This window comes from Amycolatopsis australiensis (assembly GCF_900119165.1).
GTDB classification, from domain to species: Bacteria; Actinomycetota; Actinomycetes; order Mycobacteriales; family Pseudonocardiaceae; genus Amycolatopsis; species Amycolatopsis australiensis.
Genome location: NZ_FPJG01000006.1, coordinates 4,131,459 through 4,148,360, shown reverse-complemented (window position 1 = coordinate 4,148,360; position 16,902 = coordinate 4,131,459). Strand labels below are relative to the sequence as shown.

Below are 16,902 nucleotides of genomic sequence, written 5' to 3'. Positions count from 1 at the left end.
GGTCAGGCGGCCGCGGAGCCCTCGCCCGCGGCCTTCGCCTTGTCCTGCAGGGTGAGCAGCAGGCCGTCGCGGGTCGACCAGGGGCAGATCGTGACCTTGCCGCCGGCCACGGTCAGCAGCGCTTCCGCCACGATCGCGCCCGCCAGCGCCTGGTGGGCGCGGCTGCGGGAGATGCCCGGCAGCTCCGCTCGCTTGGCCGGCGGCAGGGCGGCGAGCCGCGGGATCCAGGCGCGCAGGTCGTCGAGCCGCAGCTCCTTGCACTTGCCCGGGCGCGCGCCGGCCAGCCGCGCGAGCTGCTGCAGCACCTTGGAGCAGCCGACGACCTGCGGATCGTCGACGTCCGCGGCGCCGAGCGTGGTCGCCACGACGTCGAGGGCGTGCGTGCGCAGGGCCTTGACCTGTTTGTTCGACACGCGCTCGCTCGGCAGCCAGTCGCGGGTCATCGACCGCGCGCCCAGCGGCAGCGAACGCGCGAACGTCGCCCGGTCGCCGGAGCCGGCGGCCAGCTCGACCGTGCCGCCGCCGATGTCGAGCACGAGCAACGGCCCCGCCGCGGCGCCGTACCAGCGGCGGGTGGCCAGGTAGGCCAGTTCGGCTTCGCACCGGCCGGAGAGGAACCGCAGCTCCACGCCGGTTTCGCCGGCGACGTGCCGGACAATGTCCGCCGCGTTGGCCGCGTCGCGGATCGAGGACGTCGCCAGCGGGTAGACGCCGGTGATGCCGTGCCGGTAGGCCGTGCTCATGCCGGCGGCCACCGCGGTCGTGACGGCGGCGACGCCCCGGTCGCTCAGCCGGCCGCGGTCGTCGAGCTCGCGGTCGAGACGCAGCCGCGTCTGGTGGTTGAGCACCGGTTCGCGCGGCGAGCCGTCGACCGGGATCACCACCAGCCGGGCGCTGAACGAGCCGACGTCCAGGACACCCACTGTGGGCACGTCGATTTTTCGCACAGCCGGGCGCACCTCTCTTCCGCACCGTGGATAACCCTGTTTCGCCTGGTCGAAACATCCGATCTTGGCGGAAATCACGGCGGTTCGCCGGACTTTGCCGGATTTCGGGCCTCCGGACGTGCTTTTCTGACACAGGTCACAACTCCGGTAAGCCGATCGAGTGAACCCGGCCACGCTCGGACACGATTCGGTAACGCTTGCCCGCGGTGTCCCGACTTACCGGTGTGCGGCAGGGGAACGCTGACGAACCACCCGAGCGGCGAGCGCAGCTCGTGCGGCCGGCCGCCGCCGTCGTCGCGGTGGTGGCGGGGCTCGGCTGCGTGCTGCTCGGCGTCACGGCGGTGCTCGCGCCGAGCGCTTCGGTCACCCCCGGCGCGTCGGCCGCGGACCGTCCCGCCACCGCGGGAGCCGGTGTCCGGCCGGCCGCGCTGCTGATCCCCGACCTCGGCCTGACCCTGAACCACGTCGTCGACCTCGGCCACGTCGGCGGCCGTCGCGAGCAGCCCGGCACGGCGCTGGGCGTCGGCTGGTTCGCCGACGGTCCCGCACCGGGCGACCCGGGTGTCGCGGTGCTCTCCGGGCACGCGGGCTTCGGCTACTCGAGCGGCGCGTTCGCCCGGCTGGGCACATTGAGACCGGGCGCCGCGGTGGTCGTGCGCGACGACGAGGGCCGCCAGGCCCGGTTCACGGTCCGCCGGACGGCGACGTTCCCGCCGGACGAGCCGGACAGCACGCTGGTCGCGCCCGACGGGCCGGGCCCGCAGCTGCGGCTGATCACCAGCGACGGGACCCACGACAGCGCCGGGATCGACGCGCCGCGGGTCGCCGTCTACGCGTCCCCGGTGTGACGCCTCAGCCGAGGAGTTCCCGCAGCTGCGCCACCGCCGCGACCCGCGCCTCGCGGCCGGGCAGCAGCGGGTTGACGACCAGGGTCGTCGCCCCGGCGTCCTTGAAGGCCGCCAGCCGTTCCTTGACGTACCCGGCGGGGCCGACCAGCGAGATCGCGCGCAGCAGCTCGAGTGGCACGGCCGCGGCGGCCTCTTCCTTCTTGCCGTCGAGGTAGAGGTCCTGGATGAGCTTCGCCTCGGCCTCGTAGCCGTAGCGGCGGGCGAGGTCGTTGTAGAAGTTCTTGCCGCGCGCACCCATCCCGCCGACGTAGAGGGCCACGACGGGCCGCAGGTGGTCGAGCAGCGGCTCGACGTCGTCGCCGATGGCGAGCGCGACGCTGACGAAGGTGTCCAGCTCGCCCAGCGCGGGGTCGCGCTTGGCCTTGCCTTCGGCCAGCGACGCGCCCCAGACGTCCGCGGCCTTCTCGGGGTGGAAGAAGATCGGCTGCCAGCCCTCGGCGATCTCGGCGGTGAGCGCGACGTTCTTGGGGCCGAGCGAGGCGAGCAGGACGGGGATGCGTTCGCGCACGGGGTGGTTGATCAGCTTGAGCGGCTTGCCGAGCCCGGTCCCCTGCTCCGGCGGCAGCGGGATCGTGTAGTGCTTGCCCTCGTGCACGACGCGTTCCCGGCGCCAGACCTGACGGCAGATCTCGACGATCTCGCGGGTACGGCCGAGCGGCGCGTCGTACTTGACGCCGTGGAAGCCCTCGATGACCTGCGGCCCGGAGGCCCCGAGCCCGAGAATGAACCGCCCATCGGAGACGAAGTCCAGCCCGGCGGCGGTCATCGCGGTCAAGGTCGGGGTGCGGGTGTAGATCTGGAAGATGCCGGAGGCGAGCTGGACCCGCTGGGTCTTGGCGGCGAGGTACCCGAGCTGGCTGACGGCGTCGAAGGAGTAGGCCTCCGGAACGAAGACGACGTCAAGGCCGGCTTTCTCGAGTTCGACGACATCGGCGACGCTCTCCCCGAAGCCTCCGGCATAGCTGATCGCGGTCCCGATCCTCATGGGTCTCCTCCTGGCTGAGCAAGCGCTTAGTCCGGCCATTATGCGGCATCGGGGCGGGAGGAGGGTGTGCGCGGCACCACTCCGGCGCGGCGCGGGGGTGGCCCCGGTCGGGCGGCGCGGATGGCTCCGGCGCTGATCTGCGCGGCCGGCGCCGGTCGGGCGCGGCGCCGGTCGGGGCAGGTCGGCGCGGCCCACGCCAGCCGGACGCAACGCGGATCAAGCCAGGCCACCGCGACCCACCCCAGCCGGACGCACCCGGGATCAGACCAGCCCAGCGCGACCCACCCCAGCCGGACGCAACGCGGATCAAGCCAGGCCACCGCGACCCACCCCAGCCGGACGCACCCGGGATCAGACCAGCCCAGCGCGACCCACGCCAGCCGGACGCAGCGCGGCGGCGGTGGGGCGCAGGTTGGCGCCGGGCAACGCGCGCCGCTCGGGCGCGACGGCACCGGGTCGGCGCGGCCGAGCGCCGTGGGGTACGGGTCAGGGCGGGTGCAGCCCACCCCGATCGGGCGCGGCGCCAGCCGGGTCGGCGCTCGTCGAGCGCGGCGAACGAGGCCCACCGCTCAGCCCGGCACCACCGTCCCCCGCACTTCGCCGAAGCCGATTCGCCTGCCCGCCGGGCCTGGGGCCGTTGCCGTGATCACCACCTCGTCGCCGTCATCCAGGAACGTGCGTTTCTCGCCTCCCGGCAGCTCCAGTGGCTCGCGGCCGCCCCACGACAGCTCCAGCAACGATCCTCGCTGGTCGCGTTCCGGGCCCGTCACCGTGCCCGAGGCGAACAGGTCGCCCGTGCGCAGGCTCGCGCCGTTGACCGTCAGGTGTGCCAGCTGCTGCGGTGCCGTCCAGTACTGCGTCGCGAATGGTGGCCTGGAGACCACGTGGCCGTTGAGGCGGATCTCGAGCGCCAGATCCAGCCCCCACTTCTCGCTGGTACGCAGGTACTCGAACGGCTCCGGGTCCTGCGGCGGGCCGTCGACGCGCGCGTGCTCCAGCGCGTCCAGCGGGACGATCCACGGCGACACCGACGTACCGAACGACTTGCCCAGGAACGGGCCCAGCGGCTGGGACTCCCACGCCTGGATGTCGCGGGCGGACCAGTCGTTGACCAGGCACACGCCGAAGACGTGACCGGCGAAGTCCGCTGTGGACACACGAGTGCCCGCAGTGGACGGTACGCCGACGACGAACCCGACCTCCGCCTCGATGTCGAGCCGCCGCGAGGGGCCGAACGCGGGAGCGTCGGCGTTGCGCGGTTTGCGCTGCCCGTGCGGCCGGACGACCGGCGTGCCCGACACCACGACCGTGCCCGCCCGGCCGTGGTAGGCGATCGGCAGGTGCTTCCAGTTCGGCGGCAGCTCGGCCGCGTCGGGGCGGAAGATCCGGCCGGCGTTGAGGGCGTGGTGCTCGCTGGAGTAGAAGTCGACGTAGTCGGCGACGTCGAACGCCAGGTGGGTGGTCACCTCCGCGACGGGCACGAGGTGCGGACGCAACCGGTCGGCGTACCGCGGTTCGGTGAGCCATTCCCGGACACTGTCCCGGACCTCACGCCAGACGCCGGGCCCGGCGGCGAGCAGCGGGTTGAGCACGCCCGCGGTGAGCAAGGGCGCGAACGCGGCCGCGGTTTCGGCGGCTGCGGCGGTCAGGTCGAGCACCAGGTCGCCGACGCGCACCCCGGCCCGTCGCTCGGGCGCGCCGCCGACGGAGAACACGCCGTAGGGCAGGTTCTCCAGGCCGAACAGCGTGTCGTCGGGCAGGTCGAGCCAGGTCATCGCACTCCTCCGCCCAACCGACGCGCGCCGCAGTCCAGATCGCGCCAGGTCGCCTTCACCGCGCCTCCCCTGCGGCCCGCGCCGCCACCCAATCGGCCACCACGTCCGCCAGTACCGGAAGCGGCAGGCTTCCGCTTTCCAGCACGACGTCGTGGAACTCGCGGATGTCGAACCGCTCGCCCAGCGTCCGCTCGGCCTCCGCGCGCAGGCGCTCGATCTCCAGGCGGCCCACCATGTACCCGAGCGCCTGGCCCGGGTGGCCCGCGTACCGGTCGATCTCCGCGTCGATCTCGATCTGGGCCATCGGCGTGTTGTCGCGCAGGTAGTCGACCGCCCGCCGGCGGCTCCAGCCGAGCGCGTGCATTCCCGTGTCGACGACCAGCCGCGCCGCCCGCATCGAGTCCTGCGTCAGCAGTCCCAGGCGGGCGACGTCGTCCGAATACAGCCCCATCTCGTCCGCGAGGCGCTCGGCGTACAGGCCCCAGCCCTCGCAGTAGGCGTTGAAGACGCAGATCCGGCGCAGCAGCGGCACGCCGGTCGGCTGCTGGGCGAGCGTGAGCTGGAAGTGGTGGCCCGGCACGGCTTCGTGGAACGCCGTCGCCTCGGCGAGCGTCCGCTGCCGCTGGTCGGCTCCGTGCGTGTTGGCGTAGTAGGTGCCCGGTCGCGAACCGTCGAGTGACGGGTCGATGTAGTACGCGATCGAGCCGCCTTCGGCCTCCGCCTCCGGCACCGGCGCGACCTCGCACCGCTGCTCCGGCACCCGCAGGAACCATTGCGGCGCCACGGCTTCCGCGCGGGCGATCGTCTGCCGGGCCGCTTCCAGCAGCTCGTCGCCGTCGCGCCAGCGCAGCTCCGGATCGGTGCGGATCCGTTCGAAGATCTCCGCGAGGTCCGTCGTACCGAAGACCTTCGCGCCCACCTCGCGGTACTCCCCCGCCAGCCGCTCGATGACCGCCAGCCCGGTTTCGTGCAGTTCCTGCGCGGTGCGCTCGGTCGTCGTCTCGGCCCGGATCAGCGCCGCGTACCGCTCCTGCCCGCCCGGCAGGTCGCCGATCCCCGGCGACGTCTCCGGGCGCGCGACCGGGACGACCTCGTCGGCCAGGAAGTCGCGGTACCGCGCGTACGCGGGCCGCACCACTTCGGCCAGCAGCCGGTCGCGCTCGGCCTCCAGGCCGCGGACCGGCACCTTCAGCGGGTCGTTCTCCGGCGCGGCCAGGTAACGCTCGACGTAGCCGACGCCGGCGCGCGCCAGGAACTCCGGTGGCGTGAGACCTTCGGCGAGCGCGGCCCGCTGCCGCTCGATCACCTGGTCCAGGTACGTGCCGACCGCGGCGAGCCTGCTGAGGTAGCCGCGGGCCTTGGCCTCGTCGTCGAGCACCGCCTGCGGCAGCATGATCAGCAGCTCGAGCGCCGGCGCGGCCAGCCCGTCGCTCACCGCGATGTCGGCGCGGCGCGAGTCGAGCACGTCGATCTCGACGCGCGCCTGCCAGATCACGACGTCACGCGTGACGCGCTCGGCCGGCGTCAGCGCCGCCGCGTCGATCGCCTCCGCCCGCGCCACGATCCCGGCGAGGCCCGCGCGGTAGCGGGCGGCCGCCTCGGCCGACTGGTCGCCGAGCTGGTCGTGCGCGCCCGGCAGCCCGTAGAGCGACGGCAGCAGCGGCCGCGCCTCGAACATCAGTTCCAGGCACTCGTCCGCGAGCCGGTCCGGCGTGTCACGCCGCAGCGCCACCCACTCGGCCACGACGCGCGACAGCACGGGCAGCGGCACGGTTCCGTTGCCCAGCACGACGTCGTGGAACTCGCGGATGTCGAACCGCTCGCCGAGCGCCTGTTCGGCTTCGGACCGCAGCCGCTGGATCTCCAGCCGGCCCACCATGTACCCGAGCGCCTGCCCGGGGTTGGCGGCGTACCGGTCGATTTCGGCCTCGATCTCCAGCTGGGCCATCGGCGTGTGCGAGACGAGGTAGTCGACCGCCTGCTGCCGGCTCCACCCGAGCGCGTGCAACCCCGTGTCGACGACCAGCCGGCCCGCGCGCATCGAGTCCTGGGTCAGCATGCCCAACCGGGCGATGTCGTCGGAGTACAGGCCCATCTCGTCGGCCAGCCGCTCGGCGTACAGCCCCCAGCCCTCGGCATAGGCGTTCACGTGCGCCATCTGCCGCAGCAGCGGCAGCCCGGTGAGGCTCTGTGCGAGACACAGCTGGAAGTGGTGCCCCGGCACGGCTTCGTGGAACGCGATCGCCTCGCTGGTGAACCGCGGCCGCTTGTCGGCCTCGTACGTGTTCGCGTAGTACACGCCCGGCCGGGTCCCGTCGAGCGACGGCCGCAGGTAGTACGCGATCGTGCCGCTCGCGGCTTCCGCCTCCGGCACCGGCGCGACCCCGCACTTCTGGTCCGGCACGCGCGAAAACCACTGCGGCGCCACGGCTTCCGCCCGCGCGATGGCCTCCCGCGCGCCGGCGAGCAGCTCCTCGCCGTCGTGCCAGCGCAACGCCGGGTCCGTCCGGATCCGCTCGAAGATCTCCGCGAGATCCGTCGTGCCGAACACCTTCGCGCCCAGCTCGCGGTATTCGTCCCCGAGCTTTTCGATCAGCGCGAGTCCCGTGTCGTGCAGCTCCTGGGCCGCGCGCTCGGTCGTCGTCTCGACGCGGATCAAGGCCGCGTACCGCTCCGGCCCGCCCGGCAGGTCGCCGATCCCGGGAGAGGTCTCGGGTCGCGCCACCGGGGCGACCTCGTCGGCCAGGAACGCGCGATACCGCGCGTACGCCGGCCGGACGACTTCGGCCAGCAGCCGGTCACGCTCGGCCTCGAAGCCCTCGAGCGCGTACGACGGTGTCACCCGCAGCGGGTCACGCTCGGGCGCCGCGAGGTAGCGGTCGACGTATCCGATGCCGGTGCGCACCAGGAAGTCCGGCGGCACCAGGCCCTCGGCCACCGCGGCGCGCTGCCGGGCGATCAGCGCGTCGAGGTAGGTGCCGACGCCGGCGAGCCGGGCGAGGTAGCCGCGGACCTTCGGCTCGTCGTCCAGCACCGTCTGCGGCAGGTAGAGCAGCAGCTGCAGCGCGGGCGCGCCGAGCCCGTCGCTGACCGCGATGTCGGCGCGGCGGGAGTCGATCTCGTCGATCTCGGTCTTCGCCTGCGAAATCACCACTTCGCGGGTGATGCGCTCGGCGTCGGACAGGCCGGCGGGCTCGACGGCCTCGGCCCGCGCGGCGATGTCCGCGTACCGCGCCCGGAACCGGGCTTCGGCCCCGGCACTCGGGTCCGGCAGCTTGCCGTGGTCGCCGGGCAGGCCGAACACCGACGGGTACAGCGGCTGCCGTTCGAAGTTGACCGCCATCAGCTCGTCGGCCAGCCGGTCCGGCGTGTCGCCCTGGGCCGCCACCCAGTCCGCGACGACCTTCGCCAGCGCGGACAGCGGCAGCATCCCGTGGCCGAGCACGACGTCGTGGAAGCCGCGGATGTCGAAGCGGTCGCCGAGCGCGCGCTCGGCTTCCGCGCGCAGCCGCTGGATCTCCAGGCGCCCGACCATGTACCCGAGCGCCTGCGCCGGCCAGGCGGCGTACCGGTCGATCTCGGCCTCGATCTCCAGGCGGGCCATCGGCGTGTGCTCGACGAGGTAGTCGATCGCCTGCTGCCGGCTCCAGCCCAGCGCGTGCATCCCGGTGTCGACCACGAGCCGGCCGGCCCGCATCGAGTCCTGCGTCAGCATGCCGAGGCGGGCGACGTCGTCCGAATACAGTCCCATCTCGTCCGCGAGCCGCTCGGCGTAGAGGCCCCAGCCCTCGGCGTAGGCGTTGAACATGCCGATCCGCCGCAGCAGCGGCAGGTCACGCAGCTCCTGGGCCAGGCTGAGCTGGAAGTGGTGGCCCGGCACGGCTTCGTGGAACGCGATCGCCTCGCTGGTGAACCGCGGCCGTTTCTCGGCTTCGTAGGTGTTGGCGTAGTAGGTTCCCGGCCGCGAACCGTCGAGCGACGGCTGCAGGTAGTACGCGATCGTGCCGCTCGCCGCGTCCGCCTCCGGCACCGGGGCGACCTCGCACTTCTCCGCCGGGATGCGCGAGAACCAGTGCGGCGCCACGGCTTCCGCCCGGGCGATGGCGTCCCGGGCCGCGGACAGCAGCTCCTCGCCGTCACGCCAGCGCAACGCCGGATCCGTGCGCAGGCGCTCGAAGATCTCGGCGAGATCGGTGGTGCCGAACACCTTCCGCCCCAGCTCGCGGTACTCCTCGCCGAGCTTTTCGATCAGCGCGAGCCCGGTTTCGTGCAGCTCCTGGGCCGTGCGCTCGGTCGTCGTCTCGGCGCGGATCAGTGCCGCGTACCGCTCGGCGCCCCCCGGAACGTGCCCGATCCCGGGCGCGGTGTCGGGGCGCCCCACCGGTTCGACCTCGGTGCGCAGGAAGTCGCGGTAGCGGGCGTAGGCCGGCCGGACGACCTCAGCGAGCAACCGGTCGCGCTCGGCCTCGAAGCCCTCGACCTCCGCCGTCGTGCCGACCTTCAGCGGGTCGCTCTCCGGTGCGGCGAGGTAGCGGTCGATGTACTCGATGCCGACGCGGGCGAGGTAGGCGGGCGGGACGAGCCCGTCGGCCAGGCTTTCGCGCTGCCGCTCGGTCAGCGTTTCGAGGTACGTCCCGATCGCGGCGAGCCGGGCGAGGTAGCCGCGGGCCTTCTGCTCGTCATCCAGCCGGTAGTACGGCAGGTACAGCAGCAGCCCCAGCGCGGGCGCGGTCAAGCCGTCGCTCACCGCGACGTCGGCGCTGCGGGCACCGAGGCGGTCCGCCTCCACCTCCGCGGCGGCGATCACGACCTCGCGCGTCACCGCCTCTTCCGGCGGCAAGCCGTCGCCGGGCAACGCCCTGGCGCGGGCGGCGAGCGCCCGGTAAGCGGCGCGGAACCGCTCCTGCGCCGCCCGGGTCTGGTCGGCCAGCCTGTCGTGCTCGCCCGGCAAGCCGTGGATCGACGGGGCGAGCGGCTCCTGCTCGAACGTCAGCTCGACCAGCTCGGCGGCCAGGCCGTTGACGGTGTCGCCGTGCCCGGCCACCCATTCGTCGACGACGGTGGCCAGCGCCGACAGCGGCAGCGCGCCCCCGGCGAGCACGACGTCGTGGAACGCCCGGATGTCGAACCGGGAGCCGAGCCGCTCCTCGGCGCGGGCGCGGAGGTGCTGGATCTCCAGCCGGCCCACCATGTACGCCAGCGCCTGGCCCGGCCACGCGATGTAGCGGTCGACCTCCGTCTCGACCTCGACGCGCGCCTCGGGCGTGTGCTCCAGCAGGAAGTCCACGGCCTGCCGGCGGCTCCAGCCCAGCGCGTGCAGGCCGGTGTCGACGACCAGCCGCGCCGCCCGCATCGAGTCGCCGGTCAGCATGCCCAGCCGCGCGACGTCGTCGGAGTAGAGGCCCATCTCGTCGGCGAGACGCTCGCTGTAGAGGCCCCAGCCCTCGGTGTAGGCGGTGAAGTTGCCGATGCGGCGCAGCAGCGGCAGCTCGGTGCGGTCCTGGGCGATGCTCAGCTGGAAGTGGTGCCCGGGCACGGCTTCGTGGAACGCGGTCGACTCCGCGGTGTGCCGGAACCGCTCGCCGGCTTCGTGGGTGTTGGCGAAGTAGATGCCGGGCCGGGACCCGTCGGCGGCCGGGCGCAGGTAGTACGCCGCGGGCGCGCCGGGGGCCACCTCCGCCGGCACGGCCTCGACCGTGCACTCCTGCCCGGGGACCCGGCCGAACCACTTCGGGGCCTCCGCGGTGGCCCGGCCGACGGCCGTGCGCGCCGTGTCCAGCAGCTCGTCGCCGCTGCTCCAGCGCAGGGCCGGGTCGGTGCGCAGGCGGTCGAAGATCTCCGGCAGGTCGTCGGTGCCGAAGACCTTCCGGCCCAGCCGGCGGTATTCGGCGGCCAGCGACTCGATGACGTCGAGGCCCGTCCGGTGCAGCTCTTCCGGGGTGCGATCGGTGGTGGTGTGCACCTTCACGAGCCGCGCGTACGCCGCTTCGCCGCCTGGCAGCCACTTCAGCCCGGGCCGGTCCGCGGACCGCCCGTGCGGCTTGACCTCGGTGGCGAGGAATTCGCGGTATTCGGCGAAGGCCGGCCGGACGACCTCGGCCAGCAGCTCGTCCCGCCGCCGCCCGAACTCCTCGTCCGGCGCCGGCTGGCGGCGCAGCGGGTCCGCGTCCGGGTCGGCCAGGTAGCGGTCGAGGTGCGCGATCGCGGCGTCGACCAGGTGCGCCACCGGCACGAGCCCGTGCGCGATGCCCTCGGCGTGCCGCCGCGCGGCCTGGCGCAGGTACTCCGGGATCGCGGCCAGCCTGCCGAGCTGGGCTTCCGCGGCTTCACCCGCCGTCACCGTCGTCATCGGCAGCGCCATGAGCAGCGACGCCGCGGGGGCGACCATGATGTCGGTGACCGTGAACTCGGCCGTGCGGGCGTCGATCACGCCGATGCGGTTCTCGGCCGTGGCGATCAGGACTTCGCGGGTGAGGCGGTCTTCGGCGGACAGCTGCGCGGCGTCCAGCGCACGGGCCCGCTCCAGCAGCTCCGCCAGCCGGGCCCGGAACGCCTGCTCGGCCTCGGCGGACAGGTCCGGCAGGCCGGGTTCGGCCGGCCGGAGGCCGAGCAGGGCGGGCGTCAGCGGATCGGCGGCGAACAGCGCTTCGACGAACTCGCCGGCGAGTTCGGTGACCGCGGTCATGGGCAGGCCCCCAAGCTTCGGTGATGTGCTCCGGGCCGACCCTAACGGAGATCACCGACAAGAACGGTGCACCGTTCGCCGGGGGCGGACGGCCTCGGCACGGGCGGATCGGCGAGGCGGTAGCGTTCTGCGGGTGGCCGTGACCGATCCCGTGGACATCCGCCTGCTCGCCGCGCTCGCCGACCTCGGCAAGGTCGCCGTGCACGAGCTGGCGGCGAAGGTCGGCATGGATCCCCGCGAGGCCGCCTACCGGCTGGTCGCCCTGTCCGGCAGCGGGCTCCCGCTGCTCGTCGGCGTCGAGAGCGACCCGCAGGGGTTGCGGGCGGCGATCGCGGGCGCCCCGCCGTCGTGGGCGAACCGGCCGCCGCAGCCGTTCCCGCCGTCACAGCCGGTGCCGCAGCAGCCCTCTCCGGGATACGCCGCGGGTCCGCAGGGCGCACCTTCGGGGCCGTACAACGTTCAAGGCGCCCCCTCAGGTCCGTACAACGTCCAAGGCGCGCCCTCGGGACCGTACAACGTCCAGGGCATGCCCTCAGGACCGTACGCCGTACAGGGAACACCGTCGGGACCGCACGCCGTACAGGGAACACCGTCGGGACCGCACGCCGTGCAGGGAACACCGTCGGGACCGCACGCCGTGCAGGGAACACCGTCGGGACCGCACGCCGTGCAGGGCACACCTTCCGGGCCGTACCCCGTGCAAGGCGCGCCCTCAGGGCCGTACCCGGGGCCGCCCCGGCCGGTCGCGCCACCGCGCCCGGTCACCCCGCCGCCGGTGCCGCTCGACCCGGCCGTCAGCACGTGGGGCCTGCCGCAGACGGCGTCGTGGGCGCGCGGCGACGAGCCCGCCCGCGCCGGAACCGCGCCCGGCAAGACGGGACGGCTCGGCGAGGTCATGGAGACCAAGGGCCTGGAAGGCGAGCAGCTGGCGGTGCAGCTGCTGGAAGTCCAGGACCCGGCGGACTACCTGTTCAGCGCGGCCGGCTACCGCCTCGAGGACGGCGAGCGCGCGGTGGTCGTGCACACCGAGATCACCAACCGCGGGCCGATCCCGTTCGCGTCACTGCCGGACAACTACCTGGAGCTGCTCACCGCCGACGGCACCGCGATCGGCAAGGCCCCCGTGTCGCTGACGTCCCGGCCCCCGCACAAGATCGGCGTCAAGCCGGGCGAAACCCTCGGCGGCCACACGGTGTACGTCCTGCCGGACGCCACGCGCGTGGTGTCGGTCCGCTGGAGCCCGCGCCCGGAACCGGACGAGCGCACGCTGACCTGGACGATCGACGGCTAGTAGCTCTCGTCGCGCAGGATCTCCAGCGCCTTGGCCAGGTCGTCCGGGTACTCCGACTCGAACTCGACCCACCGGCCGTCCGCCGGGTGCGCGAACGCCAGCGTCTTCGCGTGCAGCCACTGCCGGCTCAGCCCGAGGTGGCGGGCCAGCACCGGGTCCGCGCCGTAGGTCAGGTCGCCGACGCACGGGTGCCGCAGCGCCGAGAAGTGGACGCGGATCTGGTGCGTCCGCCCGGTTTCCAGCTTGATGTGCGCCAGCGACGCCGCGCGGAACGCCTCGACGACCTCGTAGTGCGTCACGCTCGGGCGGCCGCCCTGGACGACGGCGAACTTGTAGTCGTGGCGCGGGTGCCGGTCGATCGGCGCGTCGATCGTGCCGCGCGTCGGGTCCGGGTGGCCCTGGACGATCGCGTGATAGCCCTTGTCCACCGTGCGTTCCTTGAACGCGCGCTTGAGCACCGTGTAGGCGTGCTCGCTCTTGGCCACCACCATGACCCCGGTCGTGCCCGCGTCGAGCCGGTGCACCACGCCCTGGCGTTCGGCCGCACCCGAGGTCGAGATGCGCAGGCCGGCCGCGGCGAGGCCGCCGACGACCGTCGGGCCGGTCCAGCCCGGGCTCGGGTGCACGGCGACGCCGACCGGCTTCGAGATCACGACGATGTCGTCGTCGTCGTGGAGGATCTGCATGCCCGGCACCGGTTCCGCGACGACCTCGACCGGGTTCGCCGGCTCGGGCAGCGTGACCTCGAGGAGCCCGCCCGCGGCGAGCCGGTCGGACTTGCCCGCCGGACGGCCGTCGAGCAGCACGTCACCGGACTCGGCGAGCTCCGCGACGACCGTGCGGGACAGGCCGAGCAGCTTGGCGAGACCGGCGTCGACCCGCATCCCGTCGAGCCCGTCGGGCACCGGGAGCATCCGCGACGTCACGCCTGCTCCTTCTTCTTGTCCTTGGTCGACGTGCCGTCGTAGTCCTTGCCGAGCAGCGACAGCAGCACGATCAGCGCGCCGCCGACGCAGATCGCCGAGTCGGCGATGTTGAAGATCGCGAAGCCCTTGCCGTTCGGGGCGAAGGCCGAGATGAAGTCGACGACGTGGCCCTGCAGCGCGCCGGGCGCGCGGAAGATGCGGTCGGTGAGGTTGCCGGCCGCCCCGGCCAGCACCAGGCCGAGGCCGATCGCCCAGCCGATGGACCGCAGCCGCCGTGACAGCCAGATGATCGCGATGACGACGGCCAGCGCGATCAGCGCGAGCACCCACGTCATGCCGGTGGCCATCGAGAACGCGGCACCCGGGTTGCGGAACACCTGCAGGTAGATCAGCCCGCCGAGGATCCGGACCGGCTCCTTGCCCTCCAGGTTCGCGGTGACCAGGTTCTTCGTCACCAGGTCGATCGTCCAGAACACGACCGCGACGGCGAACACCCAGCCGATCCGCCGCTTCGGCAGCAGCGGCTTCGCCGGGACCTCCGGGTTCTCCGGCGCGTCCGCCGCGGGGTCGGGCACCACCTCGGCGGCGGCTTCGGTGTCGGGTTCGGAGTGGCTGGGCTCGGTGCTCACCGGTCCATTGTCCACGGCACCGGTCAGCGCGTGTCGGCGGCGGTGCCGTGGCCGCGGCGCAGGAGCACCGCGAACGCGGCGGCGAACAGCACGCCCGCGGCGCCCAGCGCGCCCGTCACCGGCGGCAGGAACGCCACCGAGACCAGGGCGAACACCACGGTCACGGCCAGCACGAACCAGCTGCGCTCGTAGGCCGCCAGCACCAGCAGCCCGAGCGCGGCGACCAGGGCGCCGCGGACGTCGCCGGGCAGCCGCAGCTCGATCGCGCCGACCAGGTCGAGCAGCGGGACGGCCGCCAGCGCGCCGAGGGTGCCGAGCACGAAGCGGACGGGCCGCGGCGGTGTCCCGGCGCGGCGCAGGTCGAGCCAGTACCAGCCCGCCACCAGGAGCACGACGCAGGTGAGGCCGGTGAGCCAGCCGAGCGTGGCCGGCGGCACCACGCCCACCACGGTGCTGCGGACGGCGGCCGCGTCGAAGCCGCCGTCGGCGAGGCCGGTGCCGGACACCCCGCCGGTGGCCAGGCCGTGCAGTTCCTGGGTCAACGGGTAGCCGCGCATGTTCACGAAGTGGCCCGGCTCCGGGACCCGCGGGACCAGCGCGACCACCGCCATCACGAGCTGGGCGAACCCCAGCGCGGCCAGCGGGAACCAGTGTCGTCGTGTCTCCCCCACCCCGGCAGGGTAGCGGCGAACGCGCCCGCCACGAGGACCGTCGCGGAGATCAGCGCGCCCGGCAGGTCCGCGACCACGACGGCCGCCGCGCCGGCCACCACCGCCACCGCGAGCACCAGCGGGCTGCGTTCGTACCAGGCGACCACGGCCAGGCCGAGCGTCGCGAGCAGCGGCCCGCGGGTGGCGGCGTCCCAGCCGAACTGGCTGAACGCGGTCAGATCCAGCACGGGCACACCGACGAGCACGCCGGCCGCGAGCGCCACGACGGCTTTCGCGCGCAGGCGGCGCGTCACGGCGTACCACGCGATCACGGCGAGGAACGCGGCCATCAGCACGATCTGCCAGGCCGGCCCGGAACCCGTCGTGTAGGACCGCGCCATGTCGGCGGCGCTGAGGAACCGCGACGGGCCCGGCCCCTGGATCGTGAACCCGAACAGCCCGTCGTAGTACCGGCCCGCCGGCGGCTGGTTCGCCGTCAGCTCCGCGCCCAGTTCCGCGGCGGCGGCCGACCGCTCGAACAGCTCGGCCGTGACCAGGCCCAGTTCCCCGAAACCCAGCAACGCCAACGGAACCCACTGCCTCCCCATCGGCCCAGGTTAGCGTTCAGCAGAACGGCGGCAGCTCCCGCGGGTCGCCGACCGGCGCCCAGCGGCCGTCCACCTTCGCGTACTCCCAGCGGGCGCCGCGCGCGACGATCTGGCGCAGGGCCAGGACGACGCGGTCGACGTGCTCTTCGGTGCTGCCGAGCCCGAGGCTGACGCGCACCGCCTGCTGCCCGTCACCGCCGGCGACGCCGATCAGCCGCTTGGCGGCGATGTGGGCGCAGAAGGCGCCGTCGCGCACGCCGATGCCGTACTCGGCGGACAGGACCGCGGCCAGCCAGCCCGGGTCGAAGCCGTCGACGACGAAGCTGACCGTGCCGACGCGGTCGGCCGGGGCGTCGAACAGCCGCAGCTCGGCGCAGCCCGGGATGCCCGCGAGTCCCTTGCGCAGCCGGGTGAGCAGGGCCTGCTCGTGCGCGACGACGGCGTCCCAGTTCCCGGCGAGGGTTTCGCAGGCGACGCCGAGGGCGTAGACGCCGACGGTGTTGGGCGAACCGGCTTCGTGGCGCTCGGGCCCGGTGTTCCAGACGACGGCGTCCTCGGTGACGAGCTTGGTGGCGCCGCCGCCGGCCAGGTAGGGCCGCGCGGCACGCAGCCAGTCGGCACGGCCAATGAGCGCGCCGGCGCCGAAGGGCGCGTACAGCTTGTGGCCGGACAGCGCGACGTAGTCGACGTCGAGGTCCTTGATCGAGATCGGGCGGTGCGGCGCGAGCTGGGCGGCGTCGAGGGCGATGCGGGCACCGTGCTTGCGCGCCACGGCGGCGATTTCCGCGACGGGCAGCAGCTCACCGGTCACATTGGACGCCCCGGTGACGACGACCAGCCGCGGTCCCTGCGGAGCGTCCCGGAGCGCGTCGTCCACAGCGGACACCGCGGCGAGGCGGGTGCGCGGAGTGGGCAGGCGGCGGACGTTCGGGCCGGCCCACGGCAGCAGCGCGGCGTGGTGCTCGGTGTCGAAGACGATCACCGTGGTGTGCCGGGGCAGGCTGCGGGCGAGCAGGTTGAAGGAATCGGTGGTGTTGCGGGTGAAGACGACGGTGTCGGTCCGCCGGGCACCGGCGAACCGGCGCAGGACGTCGCGGGTGCGCTCGTAGAGCTTGGTGGAGACCTGCGACGCGAAGCCGGCACCGCGGTGGACGCTGGCGTACCAGGGAAGGAACTCGTCGACGGCCTTGCGGACGGTGTCGAGGCAGGGCGCGCTGGCGGCGTGGTCGAGGTTGGCGTAGCCGATGGTTTCGCCGGTGACCAGCGGGACACGCAGCGAAGCACCGGCGACGGCCGGGATGGGCTGGGCGGCAAGGGTTTCCGCGGGGGCGGCCGGGAAGTGGCTCGCGGTCCGAGCGGATTCGGTTGTCGGCGCGGCGGTGGTGACGGCGGTGGCCGCCGGACAGTTCGGCGTGGCGGCTTCGGCTTCGGCGGCGGTGGTGCGGTTGAGGGCGAGAGTCATCGGGGTGCCTCCTCGGCGATCCGGGGGACCCCGGCG

General features: G+C 73.7%; 11 protein-coding genes. 2 read left to right on the top strand and 9 right to left on the bottom strand.

The window, feature by feature from the left end; all coding sequences use genetic code 11:
- Positions 1-2: 2 nt before the first annotated feature.
- Positions 3-947 carry a Ppx/GppA phosphatase family protein gene (locus tag BT341_RS20690; RefSeq protein WP_072477860.1) on the bottom strand — a complete coding sequence of 315 codons (945 nt, stop codon included), beginning with the start codon at positions 945-947 and terminating at the stop codon, positions 3-5.
- Between the two features lie 224 nt (positions 948-1,171).
- Between BT341_RS20690 and BT341_RS20685 the strand changes: the two genes are divergently transcribed.
- Positions 1,172-1,795: a class F sortase gene (locus BT341_RS20685; RefSeq protein ID WP_072477859.1), complete on the top strand. Its 624-nt coding sequence runs from the start codon at positions 1,172-1,174 to the stop codon at positions 1,793-1,795.
- Positions 1,796-1,799: 4 nt separating this feature from the next.
- Here BT341_RS20685 and BT341_RS20680 read toward each other — a convergent pair whose 3' ends face one another.
- The 3 genes from BT341_RS20680 to BT341_RS20670 all read right to left on the bottom strand — a co-directional run bounded on the left by BT341_RS20680 (position 1,800) and on the right by BT341_RS20670 (position 11,300).
- The gene (locus BT341_RS20680; RefSeq protein ID WP_072477858.1) at positions 1,800-2,840 is read right to left on the bottom strand and encodes an LLM class F420-dependent oxidoreductase; all 1,041 of its coding nucleotides are present in this window, start codon (positions 2,838-2,840) and stop codon (positions 1,800-1,802) included.
- A 569-nt stretch (positions 2,841-3,409) separates the two neighbouring features.
- Positions 3,410-4,615 (bottom strand): fumarylacetoacetase, encoded by a 1,206-nt coding sequence (fahA, locus tag BT341_RS20675; RefSeq protein WP_072477857.1) that lies wholly within the window; start codon positions 4,613-4,615, stop codon positions 3,410-3,412.
- A gap of 55 nt (positions 4,616-4,670) precedes the next feature.
- Positions 4,671-11,300 carry a DUF885 domain-containing protein gene (locus tag BT341_RS20670; RefSeq protein WP_072477856.1) on the bottom strand — a complete coding sequence of 2,210 codons (6,630 nt, stop codon included), beginning with the start codon at positions 11,298-11,300 and terminating at the stop codon, positions 4,671-4,673.
- Positions 11,301-11,433: 133 nt separating this feature from the next.
- Here BT341_RS20670 and BT341_RS20665 point away from each other — a divergent pair, with 133 nt between their 5' ends.
- A complete protein-coding gene (locus tag BT341_RS20665) occupies positions 11,434-12,591 on the top strand; it encodes an AsnC family protein (RefSeq protein WP_072477855.1) in 1,158 nt (385 codons plus the stop codon).
- On the opposite strand, the gene BT341_RS20660 is transcribed toward BT341_RS20665, so the two are convergent.
- The 5 genes from BT341_RS20660 to BT341_RS20640 form a co-directional block, all read right to left on the bottom strand.
- Positions 12,588-13,517, bottom strand: coding sequence for an RluA family pseudouridine synthase (locus tag BT341_RS20660; RefSeq protein WP_143168606.1), 930 nt, complete (start codon positions 13,515-13,517; stop codon positions 12,588-12,590). The genes BT341_RS20665 and BT341_RS20660 overlap by 4 nt on opposite strands.
- Positions 13,514-14,092, bottom strand: coding sequence for a signal peptidase II (gene lspA / locus BT341_RS20655; protein WP_084743239.1), 579 nt, complete (start codon positions 14,090-14,092; stop codon positions 13,514-13,516). Before lspA ends, BT341_RS20660 begins: the two co-directional genes overlap by 4 nt.
- 77 nt (positions 14,093-14,169) lie before the next feature.
- Positions 14,170-14,817, bottom strand: coding sequence for a hypothetical protein (locus BT341_RS44395; RefSeq protein ID WP_143168605.1), 648 nt, complete (start codon positions 14,815-14,817; stop codon positions 14,170-14,172).
- Positions 14,757-15,404: a hypothetical protein gene (locus BT341_RS45435; RefSeq protein ID WP_177328866.1), complete on the bottom strand. Its 648-nt coding sequence runs from the start codon at positions 15,402-15,404 to the stop codon at positions 14,757-14,759. Before BT341_RS45435 ends, BT341_RS44395 begins: the two co-directional genes overlap by 61 nt.
- A 16-nt stretch (positions 15,405-15,420) precedes the next feature.
- Positions 15,421-16,866, bottom strand: a complete 1,446-nt coding sequence (locus tag BT341_RS20640) for an aminotransferase class V-fold PLP-dependent enzyme (protein WP_245805043.1) — start codon at positions 16,864-16,866, stop codon at positions 15,421-15,423.
- Between the last annotated feature and the right edge of the window lie 36 nt (positions 16,867-16,902).

Excerpts from the sequence above, each read along its gene's own strand:
- BT341_RS20670 (WP_072477856.1), bottom strand. The coding sequence starts at position 11,300 with ATGACCGCGGTCACCGAACTCGCCGGCGAGTTCGTCGAAGCGCTGTTC.
- fahA (WP_072477857.1), bottom strand. The coding sequence starts at position 4,615 with ATGACCTGGCTCGACCTGCCCGACGACACGCTGTTCGGCCTGGAGAAC.
- BT341_RS20680 (WP_072477858.1), bottom strand. The coding sequence starts at position 2,840 with ATGAGGATCGGGACCGCGATCAGCTATGCCGGAGGCTTCGGGGAGAGC.
- BT341_RS45435 (WP_177328866.1), bottom strand. The coding sequence starts at position 15,404 with ATGGGGAGGCAGTGGGTTCCGTTGGCGTTGCTGGGTTTCGGGGAACTG.
- BT341_RS20640 (WP_245805043.1), bottom strand. The coding sequence starts at position 16,866 with ATGACTCTCGCCCTCAACCGCACCACCGCCGCCGAAGCCGAAGCCGCC.